We start from the raw sequence: 23,247 nt of genomic DNA, 5'->3' as shown, positions 1-23,247 counted from the left end.
TAACCCAAAAATTCCAGCAGATGAAAAGCCTACAGTATTTAATCATCTTATTGTTTTCCTATACATGCACCTTGCAGGCGCAGGACTATCCTGTTACTGCGAGTACACAAATCATACCTCCCTACAGTTTATTTCTTCCGGATTATTATTCCGGGGGAAGCGAAAAATTGCGTGTCATACTATTACAACGCGATCTCACCCAACCGGGTTATGAAATCAGTCTGCAACTGACGATAGAGAGGAATGGTACAATGATCATGCGTTCCTCACCATCTTTTCATTCCCCATCCATCACTTTAAATGCCGGTGTTCCCATTATTATCAGCAGTGCTGCGCTGGCAGATTATTTTTTAGCGGACAATATTCTTTTCAGTGGGGGCTACAGCCGTGAAGAATATGAACGTACCAGGTCATTGCCAGAAGGCTCTTACCGCCTTACCTTTCAGGCTTATGATTCCCATCGTCCTGGCATACAAATAAGTAATGCGATTGCCAGTGTATTTTTCTTACAAAAGAGCGATCCGCCATTATTGAATCTGCCCATTTGCGGTAGTCGTGTAGAAAGACGGGATCCTCAATTTTTAACATTCAACTGGTCAAACCGAAATACCAGTCAGGCAAACACGTCCTATATTTTCTCCCTGTATGAAATAAAACCCGCTGGCAGTATCCCGGATTATACTATTCGCAGTACCCGGCCGCTTTACACGATTACTACGGACAATACGACTATGCTGTATGGCCCTTCAGAACCCGCACTAACAGACAGCATGCAATATGTGTGGATCGTGCAGGCAATAGACAAAGAAGGGAAAGACCTGTACAGCAACCAGGGATATAGCCAAAGTTGTACATTCACCTACCTTGGTACCAATCCATTCGAACAATTTGAAAAGCCAGTCTTATACGGAACTGTTCAGGGTGAACGGCAGCTCCGCTACCATTGGCCACTCAATGCAGTAGATGCATACCGGCTTCAATACAGGGCTGTGGCAAAAGATAACATCACCTACGATTGGCAAACAGTAGAATTCACGGCTGATAGTACTACTCTCATCAACAGTCTTGAGCCAGACAGGGAATACGAGGCGCATCTTCAATGGAAACTATCCGGTGTTTATAGCAGCTTTAGTGACCTCCTAACACTCAAAACCGCAGCATTACAGCATATTGCCTGCGGAGATGCAGGGTTATTGTCCCCGTCCTCCAATAAACAGTTGCAGGCTACCCTAATGGTAGGAAATATCATTCGCATTGGTCATTACGACGTAATCCTGACCTCCCTGACAAATGGGCGTATCATAACTCCTGGTTTGGGTTTTGGTCTGGAAGTCTATTTAAACAATGTAGTTGTCAATACCGATTTTGTAGCCATCAGTGGAGAAATGTATGCCGTTACAAAAGGTATAGATCAATTCATCCAAGCAGCTGTGGATGCTCAGCATGGTGGTGATGACATGGGCAAGGTAAAAACAGGTGATCTGGTAGCAGATATCACTACCCGCTTACATCTCTTTACCAAAGAAGCTATCGCCGTAGATACCACTTCCCACACTATCACCTTAACCGACAGTGAAAACGGCACCACACAAATCATTCACTACACGACTCTTCCATTGCTAATTGAAGATGCGAATGGAAATATCTACCAGATCACCCAGCAGGGAGCCGTCAACTATGTGGGCAAGCGGGATATCGCCTTAGCGGCCAATCTTGCTAACCTCCAACTCAGTACCGGCCGGATCGATTTCGCTGCGGGCAATGATAACAAATACGCTTTCGATACCTATCACGCTGATTATCCATCCAGCTATGAATCATTAGCAAATGGGCAATACCATGTCAGTGCCAAAGCCATCATACCTGGTGCGCAGGAAACAATCATAGCTTCTCGCTCAGATACCTCGTCAGTTGTATTTATAACCAGAAAAGGAATTATCTACCCGTCTACCTGCACAGACGGTACCTGCAAGGTCACAATTACGGGTGGCCCTGCAGGAGATGCACAGGAGTTATTTGCTATTCATCCCGATGGCACCAGTATTGGGAAGTTACTAATAGCCAGCTATCCTTCCTTACAAAAAAGGGTGGTTTTGATTCCCATCGGGGAAAACATTCTCATCCCCGAAAAGGCCATTTCTCAAACCCTTGCAGCAGTGTACGGAAATGTAGGAATATCGTACGCGCTTGAAACAGACAATAGTTTTAAAAATAACATTTCGTGGGACCAGAACAAAGATGGCGTATTGCAGGATAGCAAAAGTGCATTGCTCAGCAATAGTTTCACGGGCGAAGAAAAGGCCATGAAAAGGGCCTATATCCAATCTCACAGGATAACAGACGACGCAGTTTACCTATTTATGGTCAATGAAGTGGCCCGCGAAGATGCGGGTCTGCTTGGCAAAATGCCCCGCCAGAGTCAGTTCGGGTTTGTATTCATAAAGAATGGCACTGACGCTGAAATCGCCCGCACAGTGGCCCATGAAATAGGGCATGGCGATTATACCTTAGAGCACGCTGTCAGTCCATCTACTAACCTGATGACAACAGGTACGGGGCTGGCATTATATAAATTCCAATGGGACATTGTGCATGATCCGGGCAGTGTATGGGGCATCTTTGAGGATGATGCAGGCAGTGAATTAACAAAAGGGCTATCCTTATACAAATGTTTGCAAAAAGATGCCCAGGCTGGCTGTACATCTTCATTCTATTATGCGCCGGATAGCACGGTCGTAAATTTACCTGCTGGCGCAGTACCACTCTCTGTTTTTTACCAGGACTTCAGCAAGGGGAGTCCTGCGATGGCAGGTTCACTCAATAGTTTTGAATATGGGGGAAAAGAATATAACGCCATCTATTTTGTCAGCACGGGGAAGTTTAAAGGATATAGTTATGATAAATACGATACATCGACTTATATCTATAGCCGTTCTAAACAGGCGGGTGACGATGTCAATATTATCGAGGCTGGCAAAGAAATTTATACCTGTACAGTAAAGGTTAACAACGTTCCTTATGCAAACGATGGTTGTTTGTGCCAGGATAATAAATATACGCAGCAGTACAACCGCCTGATGTTGCAGGTAATTGGTTCAGATCAACCGGAAGTACAGGCAGAAATAGCGGCAATCTGTAAAACTATCATCTCTCTTCCCGGGGATGTATTAGCAACAAGTGATGAATTATTCAATTGCTATTATGACAATCCAGAACTCTATTATATAGATTGGAATGAATCTCCGGATGTGCTCTCATTTGAGCAACTGAAGCAGATGCATCAGCAATTGAAGGAGCTGGATAGTAGTATTCAATTATTGAAGCGGTGTGAATTTACGAGTGGGAGTGATATAGTGAAGTTCATAAACGCTCATTTTGTAATTGCTGGCACCAAGACTTCGTATCTAACTCATGCGCAATTCTCGGATCTTACACCCGAAGTTCGGGCATGTTTAATCACGAAATTGCTGAAAGACGATTACGGACAGCGGTGGACAGTAAGTAGTGGAGGCTTCGGCGGGCAGAATATCATGCTTGAAATAATAAGAAACTGTGCTGGTACAGCAGCGTTACATGAGGTTATTAAACGTTTACAACAGGAGCGAGTATTGTATACGCTCTTATCAGATACTTATGATTATCTCTATTTCTCCAAAGGCAATTTCACTCAGCTATGTAATGCGATAACAGTTGCCTGGTTGAATGAAGAGAAGCCTGGCAATGATATGGGATTGATCCAACAATTAGCCACTGAAAAAAGGTGGTTGGTATTTGACAATGGCTACCTTACTGCCAGTAATCAGGAAGATTTTAAAGATAGAGAGCAAAAGATTAGTTTGGAAACCAGAGAAGGGGTAGGGGCGTATCTGAAAGTCATATTATCGGGATTGGATGCGGGGGGGTTATTTTCGGATTATGCAGAAGGGAATCCGTTTACAGGGAAGTTTAATCCGTTGGATTATCTGATAGTTATTCCAAGACGGGATGTCAGTGCATATGGTACAACTTTGGAGCAGGGGCTGCCTTATATATTCCCGGCGATATCAGTATATGGATTATTTAAGCAGGATACAAAGGCAGCGGCAGAAACGTTTGGTGCATTGGTATTGAATACGGGGTTGTGTGCTATAGGGATGGAGGGGTTGATGGGGGCGGGGGCAGTGAAGACGGGTGTGGAGATGTTGAATGTGAGTCTGGCTAGTTTTGTTACTTATGCGAATGTTGCTCCGGAGATGTATCAGGATCATCCGGAATTGGTGAAGTATACGAATTATTTGGCGATGGCTTATATGGTGGGGAGTTTGACGGTGGGGAGTGTAAAGGCTATAAGGAATGCGAGGGTGAATGTTCCGGCGGAGATGATGGCGGGGAGGTATGTGGGGGATATTAACGAAATAGAGAAACGGTCGGTTATTTTGGCTGAAGAGGAGTTGTTGCAATTAAAAAAATATTTGAGGAAATTGGGTGATGATAAGGTGTATATAGTGGTTAGGAAAAATGGTAATGGTTATACTGTCATAAATAATGGAGAAGAAACAATATTAGAATACTATTCACTAGTGAAGTATTTAGATGAGTTAAAGATACCTGCCAATAAAGAGATTGTATTACTTTCAAGTAAAAATTTATCTACAGCAAAGGAATTGTGTAAGATTTATGAAAATTCGATTATTGTGAATGATGGTTGGGTAAATGTGTATGAGAATGGAGTGATTGAGTCGGAGTATGAGTTTGTAAGGGTGTTTCCAGATGATACAGAATCAGTGATGGTGAGGGTAGGGAAGGATGAGAGGCCAGGAAGTCTGATGGTATCACTAGGAGACGTGCGGAATGCAAAAGATTTGGCGAAGGATATTTACTATCGTATTAGAGGGGAATTAAAGTTAGGGGATAATGATAAATTATGGTTTTCGGTTAGGGAGATTAGGCAGATAATAACCAGAGCGAAGGCGGTTGGAATTGATATAGGTGAAGTTGAGGATATGATATTTAATGCCTGTAGTAGGGGGAAATATTCGCTAGATGAGGTTATAAAGCAGTTGGATGGTTGGAATGTAGTGAGGAAGCGGGGATATCCATATTTGTTTAATAATGAAAAGGAGTTTAGGGAGTTTGGAGATTTGTTGAAAGGATTAGCAAAGGAATGGGGATTACCTAATGAAGAAATATACGCACAGGGAAGTGCATTGACTATTGGAGAAATAGACCAAATGGGAGCAGAAATAGAGATTAGAGATTTGGATGTTATGATTAGAGTTGGAACAAAAGAATTTGAAAAATTAGTAGAAAGATTTGAAGAGTTGGTAGAATCTGAAAAAATCCAAAAATTAATTGGGCAGAATGGTAAAATTGGAGGTCTGAACATGTTAAAAAGCAAGGAACAAAGTGGTTTGTCTTTTACAAAAGAATTCTACGATAAATATGAACTTTTTTATGGGAAGAAACTTACTGATAAAATGAATACAGGGAAAGTTCAGATTTCAATCATTTTAAAAGACGGCAGTCTGGACTTAAAACCTAATTTAAAATTTTAGAAATGGAATACAAATATTACGAAACGTGGATGTTTCAAAATGAAAACACTGAAATTACAGATAGTTCATTGGAAAACAGAAAAGTATATTTTAGGTATTACTTTGAACCTTCTATTAATTGTCATATTGGACAACGATGTTTGCGTGGAAAATATGGAGACATTTACTATGTAGGGAAAAAATTTGAGGATATTTGGGCTTATCATCAAAAAATATTTGCAGAAATCGATTATTTCAGATTGGTTCAACATAAACCTAATTACAATATTATCTCCAAAAAATATAAACGAGAAACTTTTATTGGGTTTCTTATTTGTAACTGTGATGAAAATTATAATCCTAAAGGAACCTCTTCCTTTAATGAAAAATATGAACTTCTAGAATACCGCGAAGCTATCTACAGTTCTGACCAAACCCTCCAAAAAGAAAAAATCTTTATCCCTTCCCTCTGGCAAACCTTTGAAGAGGATTACTAAAAAAAATCCCCTCCCGCCTGTAACATTCCCCCTTCCCCCCACACTAACTAAAAAAAACAATCACCTAAAAACCAAACTTTGCCCACCGAAAATGACTTCCTCACACTCCTGGATACCCACAAAGGCATCCTCCACAAGATCTCCAAAATGTACATGGAATCTCCTGAAGACCAACAGGACCTTTTTCAGGAAATCATTTACCAACTTTGGAAAAGCTACTCCTCCTTTTCCCACCAAAGCAAATTTTCCACCTGGATGTACCGCGTTGCCGTAAACACCGCCATCACCTTCTTCAAAAAAGAAAAGAGAAAACCGCTTACCACCTCTTCAATCCCGGAAAACCTCCCAACTGAAGAATACGAAGCGATCTCCCAGGAACTAAAGCTATCTCACTTCTACAAAGCAGTACAGCAATTGGAAAAGATAGAAAAGGCCTTAATCTTTTATCATCTTGAAAACTACACCCATAAGGAAATAAGCCTCCAGCTAGGTATCAGTGAAGTAAACGCCAGAGTTAAGTTAAACAGAGCAAAAAATAAATTAAAAGAACTCATAAAAAATCAAGGATATGAATTTTGACGACATCCAGGCTGCCTGGAATCAGGAAGGCAATGAAAACATCCAATTACCAGCCGCCCTCAGCGATCTCAAGGGCAAGAATTCCCCTGTAAAGAAAATAAGAAGTGCCATGCGTACAGAGTTGATCTTTCAATTATTTGGAATGATCGTAGTGGGCTTTTCCCCTCAAATATTGGGTTTGCATAGCAACTTTCAGCTGGCTTTTTATATGACTTATGGTTTCCTGATCATCATTTCAATCTATTATTTAATCCGGTTTTACTTCTTTTACAACCGTCTTTATAATTACACCCTCAACTCAAAAGAGAGTCTTTACAGCTTGTATTACGATATAAAAGTAAATATTGAAATGTATAGGTCCTTCAATTATGCCCTGATACCAATTTTAGTGATAATGACTTCCCTCTATTTGGTAGCGAAAATTCCTTTAGCTTCCCTGATGGATCAAAGCCACCTGCTTACTTTAGGCGTTATCATTCTGGCGATATCTACAATAATAATATATGGATTTCTGGAATTTGGAATAAAACTTAGTTATGGGAGGTATCTTAAAGAGATCGGTTCTATCCTGGATCAGTTAAAGGAATAATGGAAGCTGTCCCTGAAGGGGCCAGCCGCTAGCAGGAAAGAAGGGTGTGTAAATGGAGGTTTAGTGCTTCTATCTCAACTAAATATTTATCAATAGGTTAAAACTCACGGACCCATACAAGCATTCATTACCGATAGATATACCTTCAACTGGTTGTTTGCCAGTGAATTATGTCTAAAAGATACTTTTTCCCTCAGCCTTCCTAAAACAAACTCTGCTGCGTCCTCGCATTCAGCGGCGTATCATTCCCCAACGGCGGCAACGCCTGCCATTCCCAATGCGTATCCTTCTCCTTATGATCTGGCCGCAGCTTCGCTCCACGAATCGTATATACCGTACTATATCTCAACTCATCCACCGGTATCTCATAATTCAACACTTCCCGCACCCCAGCCTCTGACAACTCCGGATCAATCCACTGTTTCGCCATCTCATGATGTACAAAAAGCGGCATCCGGTGTTTATTCTCCCCACTATTATGTATCTGCGCCATCAACTCATTCGCCGGACGCGTAATCAGGGTGTATGTACCTGCCTGAAGTAACTCACCTGTGGCCGTATCAACCTCCGTACTCTCCTGGTACAATCCAGGCAAAAAGAACAAAGGCGTCTCCTTCATTTGCACCAGATAAGGCACCTTATTCTTCCACCCATTTATCTGCCGGTGCTCAAAAATCCCGCTCACCGGAATCAGACAACGGTTATTCCGGATCCTGTACCAATAAGACTTATGGTCATCGAGTATCCGCTCACTTCTGGCATTTATCATCCCGGACCGCCTCGCCTTCCTTTCCTTCGGATCTTTTACATACAAAGGCGTCACACCCCATTCCATATTGGTCAGCTGTGGCGCCCCATCCTTCGTATTAATTACATAATACAATGGAAGCGCATGCCCCTCCACATGAATAAGCGCATCACTGTTCAATTCCATTTGCCTGTTATCCTGAAGATTAGGAAAGATATCAAGCGTAAGTTGAATATTCGTATGAAAAGAGACATCGTAACACATAAAGGATCATTTGATAATATCATAAAAAGGCACTTCCAGCCGTTGTTTGCCTGTATTAATAATAGCCATCACACGGCCATAGCGGAGGTTAAAGTCAATATCCACACCCGTATCTCTGTCAGGTTTTAGCTGTGTCTGGCTACGGATATATTTCCGAACATCTTCAGCATAAACCTGTTGCATCTGCTTCGCCCAGTTCTTGTTTTTCAGAGAGTCGATATAAACCTGATAAGTTGAGCCAGGTGCCAACAACGCCAACAGCTTATCCCGTTGTGCAGGTATTGACAAATCTACCGATTTACCTTCATTAGGCAATAGATGTGCTAAATGATCTGCGGCATCTTCGGGATAACTATATCTTGTCGCCATAAAACCGGCTCCATTGATGATCCCTGTCCATTGAAACCGCTGTACGACCAAAATTGGTTGCCCCATCAGCAGCAATTGCTGAATTCTTTCTACAGTGAGTGGTTCAAAAGGATTGTATTGCTGTATGAGTGCCATTGCACAAAATTGCGCATTTTAAGGATAAAATCAATTGAAGGTGTTTTAGGGGGAAAAAGATTGAACGTATCATTTCCAAAAAAACGACTGGAAGATTATAACTGGCAGACGATTTTTATTGTAAATCACGCGGATTAAATTAATCGGTCACTTGTAAGAACAAACAATTTCAATGTTAAATATTCATCTGTGAAATGTATTGGAATAGAAATTGACTATGTTTACCAAATCAACGTAAATACCTTTTCTATGCCCGTTCATAGCGGATTCTATCAGTTTTATATTGTGTTTCTTCAGATGAAGAATGAGAATATATCTTTCAAAGAAATAGTGGCAAGATTGAAACTCGTGCCAGCGGATATTCTTGATGATTGGAATAATAAATATGAAATTGAACACCCTTGTATTGATCTGGAACATTGCATGAGTGTAGAGATTTCACCGGAGGATAACCATGTTGGTCATTATCAAAAGTTCAATTTTGATAATACACTGGATGCCCTAAGATATGAACTCGATGAGTTGCTGAATGAAACGGCGCAAGGTATGCATGATACGAATGCCGGTGCTGATGATGAAGTTTTTTTGATTATGTTAGAGGAGACGACTTTGTTCTTTCATCGCTATTTGACAAGTATCACCATTACGCCTATATCAGCGAATAACTACTGGATAGGTTTTTCGCTTAGTGAATCGTCTGGGAATCTTGTCAAGCAAGCGAAGAAAGTTATTCATTTTTATATGAAATGGATATTTACTAAGAAAATGCAGGTTGCGTTTAGCTGGAATTAAGGGGTTGAAACTCATGACGACTATATAACAGAATTGCGCATATTTTCAAAATACTCGCCTTATTGATCTGAGGAAGATCAATAAGGCGATTTTCTTTTTATCAGAATAATTCTTAAATTCAATCACAATCCATTGTTATGAAATTTGATCTTAGTCATTATTTCCACGAACCTTTGCTCTGCTGCCTGGTCAAAAGATAGCATCGCCACCGTAATAGAAATTGAATAGTGAGAAGGGTTGTGGCAGGGTAAATAATTAAATCCGCCGGCCTGCTACCGAAACGAAATAATATTAGAACCCACTATAGACGATAGCGGTTTGTACACATATATTTCAGCCTGGTCAAAAGATAGCATCGCCACCTTAATAGAAGTTGAATAGTGAGAAGGGTTGTGGCAGGGTAAATAATTAAATCCGCCGGCCTGCTACCGAAACGAAATAATATTAGAACCCACTATAGACGATAGCGGTTTGTACACATATATTTCAGCCTAGTCAAAAGATAGCATCGCCACCGTAATAGAAGTTGAATAGTGAGAAGGGTTGTGGCAGGGTAAATAATTAAATCCGCCGGCCTGCTACCGAAACGAAATAATATTAGAACCCGCTATAGACGATAGCGGTTTGTACACATATATTCCTGCACAGTCAAAAGCCACCATCACCACTATTTATAGAAGAAGTGGCAGGAGAATTGCAGCAGGGTCATTAATTGAATAGAACAGTATGAGAACAATACCTGTCATTTGCCTGATCGTACTCTTTGCAGCCTGTAGACCAACTGCCAAAGAGGAGTCTCCTGTCCAGCTATTTCCAGGGCTTTTTGAAGACGTACAATCAGCACATATTTTCCCGGATAGCAAAACCTTTGCAGATGCTATCCCGAAAAAGACACCCGGCGAGATAATGACTTCTTACAGAAGACAAAAACAACAGTCCTCCTTCCAGCTGGCGGATTTTGTAAATGACCATTTTACAATTCCTGTACCCGCTGCGGCTAATTATGTGACTGATACCACACAGGATGTATCTGCCCATATCCGTTCATTATGGAAGGTGTTGCAACGAACGCCTGATAAGCAGGAGACGGGCGGCTCGCTCATCCCTTTGCCACATCCGTACATTGTACCCGGTGGAAGATTCAGGGAAGTGTATTACTGGGATAGTTACTTCACCATGCTCGGTCTGAAAGAGGACGGTGATACAGCACAAATTGATAATATCATCCAAAACTTTGTATGGCTAATTGAGAACCATGGTAGTATTCCCAATGGCAATCGTACCTATTACCTGACACGTTCACAGCCACCTTTCTTCTCATTGATGCTGGAACTGGATAATCGTCCCGTTTCATTTTACCTGGATGCTTTGCAGAAAGAATATGATTTCTGGATGCATTCCGCACAAAAGGAAACTGATGAACATGTGGTATATCTGCCAGACGGGCATAAGTTGAACAGGTATTTTGACAAAGGGACATGGCCACGGGAAGAAGCATGGACGGAGGATATCCAGACTGCAAAACGACCTTTCAATAATAAATCCAAAGAAACGGTTTACAAGGAACTGCGCTCCGGTGCTGAAACCGGCTGGGATTTTAGTAGCCGATGGTTTGAAGATGGGCATTCGTTGAAAACGATTCATGTGACGGATATTGTACCTGTGGATCTGAACTGTTTAATGTATCACCTGGAAATGACATTGGCAGCAGCTTATCGTGAAAAAGGGAATACTTCAAAAGCTGCAGAATTTGAAAAAGCGGCGAAACAAAGAGCAGATGATATCATTAAATATTGCTGGGATGATAACAAGGGATGGTTCATGGATTATGATTTCAGGAAGAATGCTCAGACGGGCATCCCAAGTTTGGCGGGCATATATCCATTGTTTTTTGGAATTGCTTCGCAGGCTCAGGCTGATAAGATGATGAAGGAATTGCAGGAGGAATTTTTGCAACCTGGTGGATTGGTAGCAACGCCGATAGAGACAGGGCAGCAATGGGATGCGCCGAATGGATGGGCACCATTGCACTGGATGGCGATTGCAGGTTTGATGAAATATCATAAGGATTCATTGGCGGGAGAGATTGCTTCAAGATGGTCGCATTTGAATATAAAGACTTTTAGGGCAACCGGAAAATTGTTAGAGAAGTATAATGTAGTGGATACGACGCTTGCTGGTGGGGGAGGAGAGTATCCGAACCAGGATGGGTTTGGTTGGACGAATGGCGTGTTGTTGAAGATATTGCATATGCAGGAGAGAGGTGAGCTGAAGTATCCCTGAGAGTGGATTTAGGTAAAAGTTGAAGTATTCGTGAGATGTTATTTAGACAAAAAATGAATTTGGTATTTCTAACAATCACCATAAAAATATAAATCCAGATAGAGGGCAATGGCAGCATTGACCTGTTATTGCCCTCAAATAATACCAACCCCCAACATCCGCCATCGTTGCCGGGAACGATTGCGTAAATAAATCCCCGCTCTCTTATTCATTTATCCTGTATTTAATTGTAAAATTGACATAGTTGCGCAGCTAAGGAACCCTCATTTCTTAACCTCTTATTTCCTAGTTATGAAGATCAATCTGATGATTGCCCTATTGGTATTAGTATGTACCAGCTGTAGCAAAAACGAAGACCAGGTGAAGCTGCCATCTCCTGTTTCCACTGCCGCAATCGGCGAAGTAACCGCTGCTGCTACCACTACTGTCACTACGGAAGCGGCTTTGAAAACAGCCGTAGCCAATGCTAAAGCAGGTGACGTCATCGTCATCAGCGGCACTATTAAGCTGACCAGTACCCTACAATTACTCAATAGCGGTACTTCCAGTTCCAAGATTAATATTTATGGTGGAACACTTAATGCTGCCGGCGCTGGTAGTTGGGCTGTGAAAGTAAATGGTAGCTATTGGAATATCCAGAACATGCGCATTACCGGCGGCCCCTCTTCCGGGATCGTATTCCAGTCAGGAGGAAATAATTATGTGAATAACATCACTTCTGATTACAATGGGAATACTGGCATCCAGGTGTACAATGGCGCCTATAATGTAAGTATTAATAATAGTTATTCTAATCAGAACTATGATGTATCTGCCGGTGGTGAAGATGCTGATGGTTTTGCATGTAAGCTGTCAAGTGGTACTGGTAATTCATTTACCGGTTGCTATGCTTCTTACAATTCAGATGATGGATGGGATCTGTATGGTAATCCAGCTCCTGTAAAGATCAGTGGTTGTACTGCGGAGCATAATGGTAAAGGTTCTAATGGTGATGGTAATGGGTTTAAGTTAGGTAGCTCTGGTCAGAGCATTGCACATACTATTACAAACTGTGTGGCGAATTATAACTCTCCGGGTTGGGGTTTTACAAGGAATGGTAATGCGAAGGGAGTGATTATTTATAGCGGTTTGAGTGGGACAGGTAATGCTGCCGGATTAAGTGATTTGTAATGTCTATGTGATTTGTTGATTGAAAATAAAGTAGAAACTCGCTTTTGCTGAATGGTAAAAGCGAGTTTCTTATTTAGTGAATTGTCTAAGAATATGTTTGAATTTCTGAACGAATCATTTTAGAAGAATATTTTGAATGCTACCTGAATGAATGCAACAGATGATTCAGGTAGCCTCTCATGATCCTTATCGAGCCTTCTGAAAAATTCAGCCAGGAGAAAGATCGTTCCAACTACCACCTACTTTTTTGTGGAATGAAATCCTTTACCGATGTTACTTTGTGGGTAATTTCAATAATCCATTTATAATATTTTGCAACAGTATAAGTGAATTTACCTCTTATGGGATGGAAATCTACATCAGTAATCATCAGCAATGTCAATACTGTAGATCCTGAAAAGTTTCTGCAGGAACCAGGTATTCAAAAATTCGGGGTCATTGGCGAAGAACCATATACCGTATCTATCTATCTATCTATCTATCCTGAAAAAAATCAAATATCCGCTGGTATTTATCAACCAAACCTCATAGTAGAAGAAAATTTCGTATCATAAATATGGAGCCGGTATAGAGGTCGGCCCCTATTTGAATATGACGGGATCATTGAATTCACCCTGGTGGTTTTAAAATTCCAAAACCTAAACCAACATCTCCCTGGTGGAAGGTCTGGCAGTCAGAGGGGAAAATACTATATCAGCATAGCACACTTATTCTATCTGCATGACTCGCATACTCAAGGCGTATTTCCCGGCATTCATCCATAAAAATAGCCTTTCCATATTTTTCTACATTTATTAGAAAACAGCTTGATTAAATTTAGGTAATTCATACCATTTCTCCACTGCATTGTAGTTCGAATCAAAACCATTACCTGTACCTTATTATTAGGTGTGTAATCCCTTTGCCATTTTTTGTATTCAATTATGTATATCACAACCCGCACCCGTACTAAGACGATTTTATTTCTGTGGATGTTATTAAGTATTTGTCATTGGGGAAAGGGACAATCCCCGTCCATTATACCACTACCCGCAGAACAGGCAGAACTCTTTAAGTACAATAGCACCCCGGTCAGCATGATGACCGGCGTCCCCCAGATTTCTTACCCGCTTTATGAAATCAATACAGGCTGGATCAAGGTTCCAATTTCACTCAGTTACCATGCATCCGGCATAAAGGTCGGCCAAAAAGCAACATGGGTAGGTCTTGGATGGTCACTTATGGCAGGCGGCTCTATCGCACGCCAGATCAGGGGAGATGAAGATGAGACAGAAACCTATGGTTGGTTTAATCAAAGCACACCTATTAACAGTTTTGGTAGTGTGGTGACTTATGATGGACGAAAAAACTATTACGAAAGCAGGCCTGACCTGCAACCAGATTTTTTCAATTATAATTTCACAGGTAAATCCGGGCGGTTTCTATATTCCAGGGACCAGAAAAATTTTGTCACCGCCCCCTATCAACCTGTCAGCATTACACATACCAGTGATAATAACTATGTAATCACAGATGACGATGGCAGCCGCTATTTCTTTACACAAAAATTCAACACGACTACTGATAATTCAGGTCTGCAAACACACGTCATCGGCTGGAACCTGACTAAAATCATATCCAATGATGGTGCAGACAGTGTGCTATTTAACTATGCAACCGTCACAGGTAACGGTGATAAAGCCGCCGACGACGTACTAACCTTTAATAAGGTATATCGCAAGAACGTATCTGGTACAGATGATGCGGCCTCCTATGTAGCAGATGAAGTTGTCAAAACCATCTCTTACTCTTATAATAACGTACCTAAAATCAGTGAAATCATTTTCCGTCAGGGGAAAGTGAAGTTCTATGCCAATACCGTCAGGGCCGACTATGCAGGCAATGCGCTGGACAGCATTGTCGTATATAGCAATGATAATGGCACTTACAACCGTGTTAAAAAGGTTTCATTTAACTATAGTTACTTTTACACGGGTAATTCATATCCCAGCTTTACAGATTACCGGCTCAAACTCCTTTCATTTTCCAACGAGGATCTGAATGGAGAACAACCAGAAAAGTATACCTTCAATTACAACAGCACAACCTTACCCAATACCTTATCCTGTTCACAGGATTGGTGGGGATTCTACAATGGTGTAACACAATACACCCTCATGCCCAAACAACTCCCGTCTCAGACAGAAATTCAAAAGTATGGGAAGTTAGGCACTGCAGACAGGTCCGCTTCTGAAACATATATTATGGCAGGAATCCTGAATAAGGTAACCTATCCAACCGGAGGGTATACCACTTACGATTATGCCATGAATAAATATGAGAGAACGCCTGATAATAAAGACTCTACGATAGCTTCCATCACACTGGCCGGTCCTGCAAAGGTAGGCGTCACTTATGGCTGGGATAGTGCCACAACGACATTCCAGGTCAGACCTCCTAACAATAACCAGGATTATTACGAGCTGGATATCTCAATAGATTTTTCAGCATCTTCTGCCAATCCAACGCTGAGTTATGCACAGGAGGTACAGCTGAGAGACCTTACCACTGCCAAAATAGTAGCCAGCTGGAATTCTGATACCTATCTCAATGCAGGTACAAACGGGACAGCTCATACGCTCACGGCCACTTACACCTGCGATACCAGTCATACATACCAGTTATATGTGGGGATCAATGATCTACCCACTACTACGGTGACTGCAAGCATTTCCATCGCTGTTCCAGACAATAGTACAAAATACAAATATGGTGGTGGAATCCGTGTAGAAACAATCAGTAGTTATAATCTTGACAATACCTTGCAGAAGAAAGATGTGTATAAGTACGGGGAAAATGAATCTGGTATAGGTTACATGCCTACTTCAGCGGACGATATGATGACTAATATCTTCTACACTACCAGTACCAGGAGAAATGTCGCGGTATCTTCTACTGGTTGTAAAACGGAAGATGGTAACAAATATACTTATATCGCCCAATCTACCTATCCTACTGTCACCTTCCAGGGAGCGAATGTATTGTACCCTTATGTTACAAAGTATGAATACAGCAATACCCGCCCCAATGGTAAAACAATGTTTACTTACAATATACCCAATGACTTTGTCACCATTGGTAACCAATCTGCCCTTGGAGGAAAGGAAAGAATTGATAACGGGCTTTCAGATGAATTGCCAATAAAGACTTCGTATTATAAATTCAACAGCGCTGACAGCTCCTTTTCACTTATAAAAGAATCAGTCAATACCTGGGAGCTATTCAACTTTAGTCAGGACTCTGCCCTCATGGTGTACCCGACAATAGAATACGCTACCTCTGAGCATTGTGTAGACTCTTATACTGACTACAGTTCATTTGTCTACATGGTAAAAAGCGGTGGGCGGCATCTGGCTGCTGTTACAGATAATAACTACGATGATAATGGTACTGTATTCACTAATACGGTCAACTACACCTATAATGATAAAAACTATCCTCAAAAAATCACAAAACTCAATAGTAAAAATGATACCCTGGTCACAGAAATGCGCTACCCCGGTGAACATAGCAGTACAGATGTAAATGCTGGTGTGCTGGACCACATGGTGACTAAAAACATGCTTCGTCAACCCTACTGGCAGGGCAACTATACCAACAGTACCTTATTAAGTTATAAACATACCATTTATAGCGACAGCTGGAGTGCTAATGACAGCCTGATCGCACCAAAAATTGACAGCAACTGGCAATTCGGTAATGATAACAGCTTGCCTGCCATCACGACGGCCTATCAGAGCTATGGTAAATATGGCAACATCTGCCAGCTTAGAGACGGCAATGGTCTCACTTCTGCATTTACCTGGTCTGCCAATGGCACCTACCCTGTATCACAAACAGCAGGTGCTGCTATAAACCAGGTCATGTACGATGGATTTGAAGATGCTGACAGCTGGACAGGTATCACCCGCGATGCGACCCTATCTCATACCGGCACCTATGCAGGTCTGACTACAGGATGTAGTACCTATACCAATGCTTCCTGGTGCAATGTCGCATTGACAACCGCTACCTCCTTCCGCTATTCCGGTTGGGTATACAGTAATGGTCCGGGGGCAGCCATCAGTTTACTCATGAAGACCAGCAGCGAAACAGGCAGCTATACCTATATAGATAATGTATCTACATCCACCACCGGGCAATGGGTATATCTCGAAAAAGAATATAGCATCCCTGCCGGCGTCGCCTACATCAGCCTTCGCCTCGATAACCAGGGTAGTGGTAAAGTATGGTTTGATGAAGTGGCACTACGACCCGCAGCATCACAAATGAGCCACTATTCTTATTTACCACTGGTAGGTATGAGCAGTAAATCAGATGAAGGAAATCATACCCTGTACTATGAATTCGACGGCTTAAACCGCCTGAAACTAATCAGGAATAAGGATAAGAACATCCTGAAAATGTATTGCTACAACTATGCCGGCGATATAAACAGGTGTGAAGGCACTATCTATTACAACGATTATCAAAGTCAAACTTTCAGCAAAACCTGTACACTGAGTGGAACCACCACCTCCGTTACTTATGCAGTCGATGCTGGTAAATATAGCTCAAGCGTAAGTGTGAGTGATGCCAATGCAAAAGCACTCGCCGATATTCAGTCAAACGGACAGGCGTATGCAGACCTTATGGGAGACTGTAGTTATTTCCTGAGTCAGCAAATGACAGACACTTTTACTGCAACATGCACCGATAATGGCGTAGGTACAACAGTCACCTATACCCTTTCAGAAGGTGCAGATACATCCACCATCAGCCAGGACGATGCGAATACAAAAGCAAAATCACGTCTTGACTCACTGGGGCAACGCTATGCCAACAGTACGTGTACGTGGAGCAATGAGGCACAAAGTGGTACCTATACCCGGGCATGTACAGCTGCCAATGCAGAAGGAACAGCGGTTACCTACACCGTTGCAGCCGGTAAATACACCTCTTCAGTCAGCCTCTCAGCTGCCAATGCATTGGCAAAACAGGAAGTATCCGATAGCGGACAGGTATATGCCAACAGAAACGGTCTTTGTTATTATTACAGTGATGCACAATCTGTAAGCGCTACCCGCGAATGTTCTACAGGTTATATAGGTACAACCGTCACCTACACCGTAGCAGCGCGGCACGACTCTTCCCTTATCAGCAAGGATTCAGCCAATGCTGCAGCGCTGAGATATACAAAAGCCAATGCACAATCTTATGCAAATACCAATGGTGCATGTCAAACCTGTAACCTTCTCTTCAGTAAGAAATCCGGTAGCAGCAATTTAGGCACCTTTAATGTGGCCATTACCAATACCTCTACCGGATCCACCGTATACCAACAGACCTTTGTCGATCCGACAGATGCACAGCTGGCAGTATGCTCCATCATCGCCAGTGATGCCACCTATACTATTACCATTACAGCCCAGAATTATCTGTATGCCACCGTGAACGGTACAGAAAAGGCGATCAGTCCGGGCTACAGCAAATCATGGTCACTGGCACCTACACTGACCATTGTCTTTTCTTCCTCCGGCACAACTACATATAGCAGTGCTGCTGTAAGTAAGTCATTCCAGAAAACCAGCTGTACCAGAGACTCTACAGGATCTTACGTTACCTATACCGTGGCAGCCGGCAAGTATACGTCTACCCTATCACAGGAATATGTTGATTCACTGGCCAATGCATATGCTACTGCAAACGGACCATCCTATGCGAATACAAATGGTTACTGCTTCCCTTCAGGTAAGAATTTCGCAATAGTAGTAAAGAAAGGTGGTACCGACCCTGGTACAGTCAGCATCACCGCTACCAATACCAGTAGTAGCACGGCAGAGGTGAAGACAACAGCCATCACGGAATGGCCATATTATGCCGCCATCACCAGTGGTAAAACATTTACAATTTCTATTGCCCCCATTGGTTCCGGCATATCTATGACCGCCGATGTAAATGGCACCCAGAAAACAGTTTCATCTGGCTCCACCATCACTTTCACCGGCAATTCCGCTCCTATTATGATTCTTATCTGGAAAAATTAAACCCATGAACAAACATCTATCTATATATATCATATTTTGCTGCCTGCTGGGAATATTCCATCCCGGCAGCGCACAGGTGCCTGTTACCACCCAACATACTGCTGCTACTCCCGTTATACGACCTTCCGCTTATACAACTACTGCTTACAGCTCCTTATACATCTGGACACCGGCTATGATCACAGCAGATGCTGATGCCGTATTAGATACCAGCCATACTGCTGCAGCGGTAAAACTGACGACACAATACCTGGACGGATTGGGACGTCCCTTACAAACTGTAGAGAGAAGGATCAGTCCTAACGGCAATGATATGGTTACCGCCTATACATACGATTCTCTTGGCAGGCAACAATATCAATACCTGCCCTATATACATCAACAGGATAGTGCCCATAATGGGAAAATAAAATCAGATCCATTTGCAGCACAAGCATCTTTTTATCAAAATACTGCACTCAACCCCGGCATCGCAAATGAACATGTGTACTATAGCCAGACTGAGTATGAAGCCTCTCCACTAAACCGGGTATTAAAGAAATGGGACCCCGGTGATAGTTGGGCACAAACGGGCGGAAATCATCCGGTAGAAATGCAGTACTATTACAATACCAGCGACGATGCTGTGCTGATCTGGAAAATTGCAATTAGTAAAAAGAACTGTTCCACCACTGCTACTTATGGTTCCGGTTCCGCAACTCTTCCCGATACTGCCGGCATTTACAGTACCGGGCAGCTCAATAAAAACATTTTAATCGATGAAGCAGGGCTCCAGGTGATAGAATACAAGGACAAAGACGGCAAACTCATTCTCAAAAAAGTACAATTGGCCGATAGTCCTGGTAAAGCCCATGATGGATGGTTATGCACCTACTATGTGTATGACGATCTGGGTAGTCTTCGTTTTGTAATACCGCCACTGGCAGTACAAAATATCATGTCTGACTGGAAGATCACTTCAACCGTCGCCGATGAACTTTGCTTCCAGTATCAATATGATGCACGTGGCCGCATGATTTCGAAAAAAATCCCCGGAGCAGGAGCTGTTTTAATGGCTTATGATAGCCGAAACAGAGTCGTATTTACACAGGATTCATTACAAAGAGGCCAGTCTTCTCCCGAGTGGCTGACTACCTTCTACGATGGATTGAACCGCCCCTATGAAACGGCGCTTTACACGGTTACCAGCAGCAGAGAAGCCCTGCAATGCACGCTGAATACTTCTACCAGCGATACCTCTCCGGTCTATAATCCCCTGCCGGACATCAGCGCGGGTGCACTTTCACCATTGTCTTACACTTACTATGATAATTATAACTATACTGGTGTACATAGCCTTGTGAACACAGGTCTTTCAAAACCGGAAGCAGGCGACAATCCTTATAGCCAGGCCAATACTTCTTCCAGTACGCGTGTCGCAACTCTCACCACAGGAACAAAGGTTCGCATATTAGGCACAGACCAATGGCTCACCACCACAAACTACTTCGACGATGATGCCCTGACTATCCAGACAATTGCAGATAATCATACAGGTGGAAAAAATGTGACCAGCCTTCTATATGACTACAATGGCAAGGTGTTAAGCACCTACCTTACGCATACCAATCCTTCCAGCACTGTTACGCCTCAGACAACCTTACTGACCAAAATGGGTTATGATGCAGCTGGTCACCTGATTTCACTCGTCAAGCGGCTGAATGACAGCACCAACCTCGAGGAAAAGATCGCAGAGAACACCTATAATGAGCTGGGACAATTGCTACAAAAGAAAATAGGCGTAGCTGCCAGTGGGCAGTTAGATACCCTCACCTATACTTATAATATAAAAGGCTGGTTAGCGGGTATCAACAAAGCATTCGTCAATTCCACCGGCACAGACAACTGGTTCGGTGAAGAAATCAGTTATGATAATGGCTTTGATAGCAGCCAATACAATGGCAACATTGCAGGCATCAAATGGAAAACCAGGTCCAACGGCATACCAAGGGCATACGGGTTTGGTTATGATGGCGCCAACCGCCTAAAAAAGGCTGTCTTTAACCAGCAAAACAATACTGGAGCAGCATGGACATCAGACAAAGCTGACTTTACAGTAAGCAACCTCGCTTATGATGCAAATGGTAACATTAGCTCAATGAAACAACAGGGGTTAATAGGTACTACCAACAGTAATGTGGATAACCTGACATATACCTACCAGGCCAATAGTAATAAGCTATTGACTGTGACAGATGCCAGTAATACAAGCACCGCCAAACTAGGTGATTTTAATGATGGTACAAACACAGGCAATGACTATACATACAACGGTAATGGCAATTTAATATCCGATCAGAATAAGCAAATCACTTCTATCAGTTATAACCTGCTGAATCTTCCCGAAAAAATTCTGGTCAGCGGCAAGGGTACAATTAATTATTTATATACAGCAGATGGCAGGAAACTGAAAAAAACCGTGGTGGACAGTACCTCGTCTCCTGTCAAAACCACTGTGACTGATTACATAGAAGGATTAGTGTATGAACGGGACACCTTACGATATATCATTCACGAAGAAGGCCGTATTCGTCCGGAATACGATTCCGGCAAAGCCCTCGTTTATCATTGGGATTATTTTGAAAAAGATCACCTGGGCAATGTCAGGGTAGTATTGGGAGATAATGCAGACACCAGCGTATACGCCGCTACCATGGAGACAGCCAGCAGTGCGACTGAAAACGCTTTATTCAGTAACATAGACAATACCCGCACGGCGCTTCCTGCTGGCTATCCAACGGATGAAACTACCAATCCAAATGCATATGTAGCCAAGCTGAATGCAGAAAGTGGTGAAAAAATAGGACCTTCCATTGTATTACGGGTCATGGCGGGAGATACCCTGCAGCTGGGGGTCAAAGCATTTTACAAAAGCACGGCAGCAAGCACCTCCAGTACTACCACAAGCAGTATGCTAGCTGCACTCATACAGGCATTCAGTTCTTCCACTATCTCTGATGGTACACATGCGGCTGCGGGTACAAATTCCGTTATTTCGTCAGCATATACATCCAGTGAGTACGAAGAGTTGATCAGCAAGGATGCTGATGAGAACCTTGCTACTAAACCAAGGGCGTATCTCACCTATGTACTTTTTGACGACCTGTTCAACATGGTAGATGATAATAGTGGTGTGAAACAGGTACAGGGAAATCCTGATGAATTACAAACATTGACGGTAGAGAAGTTTGTTATTAAAAAAACAGGATTTGTTTATATTTATACGAGTAATGAAAGTGGGGAGAATGTGTATTTTGATAATCTGGTGGTAGTCCATAACAGAGGGCCGTTATTGGAGGAGACGCATTATTATCCGGGCGGATTGACTATGGCCGGTATCTCGGATCGGGCATTGAAATCTCAATATGCTGAAAACAAATACCGCTACAACAAAGGATCAGAGCTTCAAAATAAAGAGTTCAGTGATGGCAGCGGCTTGGAGATGTACGAGACCCGTTTTAGGATGCTTGATGTAGAGTTGGGTGGCAGATGGTGGCAACCAGATCCGAAACCCAATGTCTCCGAAAGCCCTTATGCCGCAATGGGGAATAATCCGATTCTGCGTAATGATCCGCTAGGTGATACCACTCGCGATCCGAAGATCGTCCCCTTGTTAGTACCTCAGAAAAAAATGCCCAACATCTACCAACACACGTTAAAAGCTATTGGGGGCGGTAAACCAATGATAATTACATACGATCAGAGCAAGCAAAATGCAGATCAGAGAAGAGGCGAGGCTCTAAAAGGACAAACTCCTGCTGCGAAGGGTAATTCCTTGGATGAATATCCTCTTGCTACTACTAAGGAAGGTGGAAAAAATGCTTCCGTTCAGGAAGTTCCTTTGAGAGAACAGCTGGTACAAGGTGGTATTGTCAGCAGTACGGCGAAAGCTGCAGGGATGCAAACAGGGGACATGTTTCTAGTCACCCCGGTGCCTGATCCTGATGACCCTGCTAATAAAAATCTTCCTACTGCTCTGAATAATTATCAACAAAACCAAAATGACAATACAAATAATAATACTTCCCCTGGCAAAGTGATCAACATGAACCCCGATGCCGTAAGGGTTGGGGCCGGTGTGGGAGCGGCTGCAATAGTCGGGTATTTGATATGGAAAGGGGTAGAAGGCTTAGCAACTTTGCCTCTTTGCGGAGGGTGCGGCGTACTTTCGCCTCTATAACATAGCAAAAATCGATTTAACTAA

At 42.6% G+C, this 23,247-nt stretch carries 12 protein-coding genes; 10 read left to right on the top strand and 2 right to left on the bottom strand.

The genetic code is table 11. The features are described 5' to 3' along the window. Nucleotides 1-20 precede the first annotated feature (20 nt). From QQL36_RS28960 to QQL36_RS28945, 4 genes are all read left to right on the top strand, one after another. A complete protein-coding gene (locus QQL36_RS28960) occupies nucleotides 21-5,534 on the top strand; it encodes a fibronectin type III domain-containing protein (protein WP_321567662.1) in 5,514 nt (1,837 codons plus the stop codon). Between the two features lie 2 nt (nucleotides 5,535-5,536). After that, a complete protein-coding gene (locus QQL36_RS28955; RefSeq protein ID WP_321567661.1) occupies nucleotides 5,537-6,010 on the top strand; it encodes a hypothetical protein in 474 nt (157 codons plus the stop codon). A gap of 78 nt (nucleotides 6,011-6,088) precedes the next feature. Beyond that, nucleotides 6,089-6,589, top strand: a complete 501-nt coding sequence (locus tag QQL36_RS28950) for a sigma-70 family RNA polymerase sigma factor (protein WP_321567660.1) — start codon at nucleotides 6,089-6,091, stop codon at nucleotides 6,587-6,589. Beyond that, entirely contained in the window at nucleotides 6,579-7,178 is a 600-nt protein-coding gene (locus tag QQL36_RS28945) for a hypothetical protein (RefSeq protein ID WP_321567659.1), read from the top strand. Before QQL36_RS28950 ends, QQL36_RS28945 begins: the two co-directional genes overlap by 11 nt. A 202-nt stretch (nucleotides 7,179-7,380) precedes the next feature. Here the strand turns inward: QQL36_RS28945 and QQL36_RS28940 are convergent, their stop codons facing one another. Beyond that, nucleotides 7,381-8,190, bottom strand: coding sequence for an SOS response-associated peptidase (locus QQL36_RS28940; RefSeq protein WP_321567658.1), 810 nt, complete (start codon nucleotides 8,188-8,190; stop codon nucleotides 7,381-7,383). Nucleotides 8,191-8,196: 6 nt separating this feature from the next. After that, nucleotides 8,197-8,694 (bottom strand): hypothetical protein, encoded by a 498-nt coding sequence (locus tag QQL36_RS28935; protein ID WP_321567657.1) that lies wholly within the window; start codon nucleotides 8,692-8,694, stop codon nucleotides 8,197-8,199. A 189-nt stretch (nucleotides 8,695-8,883) separates the two neighbouring features. Between QQL36_RS28935 and QQL36_RS28930 the strand changes: the two genes are divergently transcribed. The 6 genes from QQL36_RS28930 (at nucleotide 8,884) to QQL36_RS28905 (ending at nucleotide 23,223) form a co-directional block, all read left to right on the top strand. Next, a complete protein-coding gene (locus QQL36_RS28930; RefSeq protein WP_143709110.1) occupies nucleotides 8,884-9,486 on the top strand; it encodes a hypothetical protein in 603 nt (200 codons plus the stop codon). A gap of 726 nt (nucleotides 9,487-10,212) precedes the next feature. Next, the gene (gene treF, locus QQL36_RS28925; protein WP_321567656.1) at nucleotides 10,213-11,769 is read left to right on the top strand and encodes an alpha,alpha-trehalase TreF; all 1,557 of its coding nucleotides are present in this window, start codon (nucleotides 10,213-10,215) and stop codon (nucleotides 11,767-11,769) included. Nucleotides 11,770-12,060: 291 nt separating this feature from the next. Next, nucleotides 12,061-12,939 (top strand): right-handed parallel beta-helix repeat-containing protein, encoded by an 879-nt coding sequence (locus QQL36_RS28920; protein WP_321567655.1) that lies wholly within the window; start codon nucleotides 12,061-12,063, stop codon nucleotides 12,937-12,939. Nucleotides 12,940-13,280: 341 nt separating this feature from the next. After that, nucleotides 13,281-13,493: a hypothetical protein gene (locus QQL36_RS28915; RefSeq protein WP_321567654.1), complete on the top strand. Its 213-nt coding sequence runs from the start codon at nucleotides 13,281-13,283 to the stop codon at nucleotides 13,491-13,493. Nucleotides 13,494-13,862: 369 nt separating this feature from the next. Then, complete coding sequence (locus QQL36_RS28910; protein WP_321567653.1) at nucleotides 13,863-19,004, top strand: DUF5977 domain-containing protein; 5,142 nt, start codon at nucleotides 13,863-13,865, stop codon at nucleotides 19,002-19,004. Between the two features lie 4 nt (nucleotides 19,005-19,008). Beyond that, the gene (locus tag QQL36_RS28905; RefSeq protein ID WP_321567652.1) at nucleotides 19,009-23,223 is read left to right on the top strand and encodes a DUF6443 domain-containing protein; all 4,215 of its coding nucleotides are present in this window, start codon (nucleotides 19,009-19,011) and stop codon (nucleotides 23,221-23,223) included. Nucleotides 23,224-23,247 lie beyond the last annotated feature (24 nt).

Origin of the sequence: Chitinophaga sp. LS1 (assembly GCF_034274695.1) — a bacterium.
In the GTDB taxonomy this organism is placed as follows: domain Bacteria; phylum Bacteroidota; class Bacteroidia; order Chitinophagales; family Chitinophagaceae; genus Chitinophaga.
Note: the sequence above shows the minus strand (reverse complement) of the source record. Positions and strands in the feature narration are given on the sequence as shown.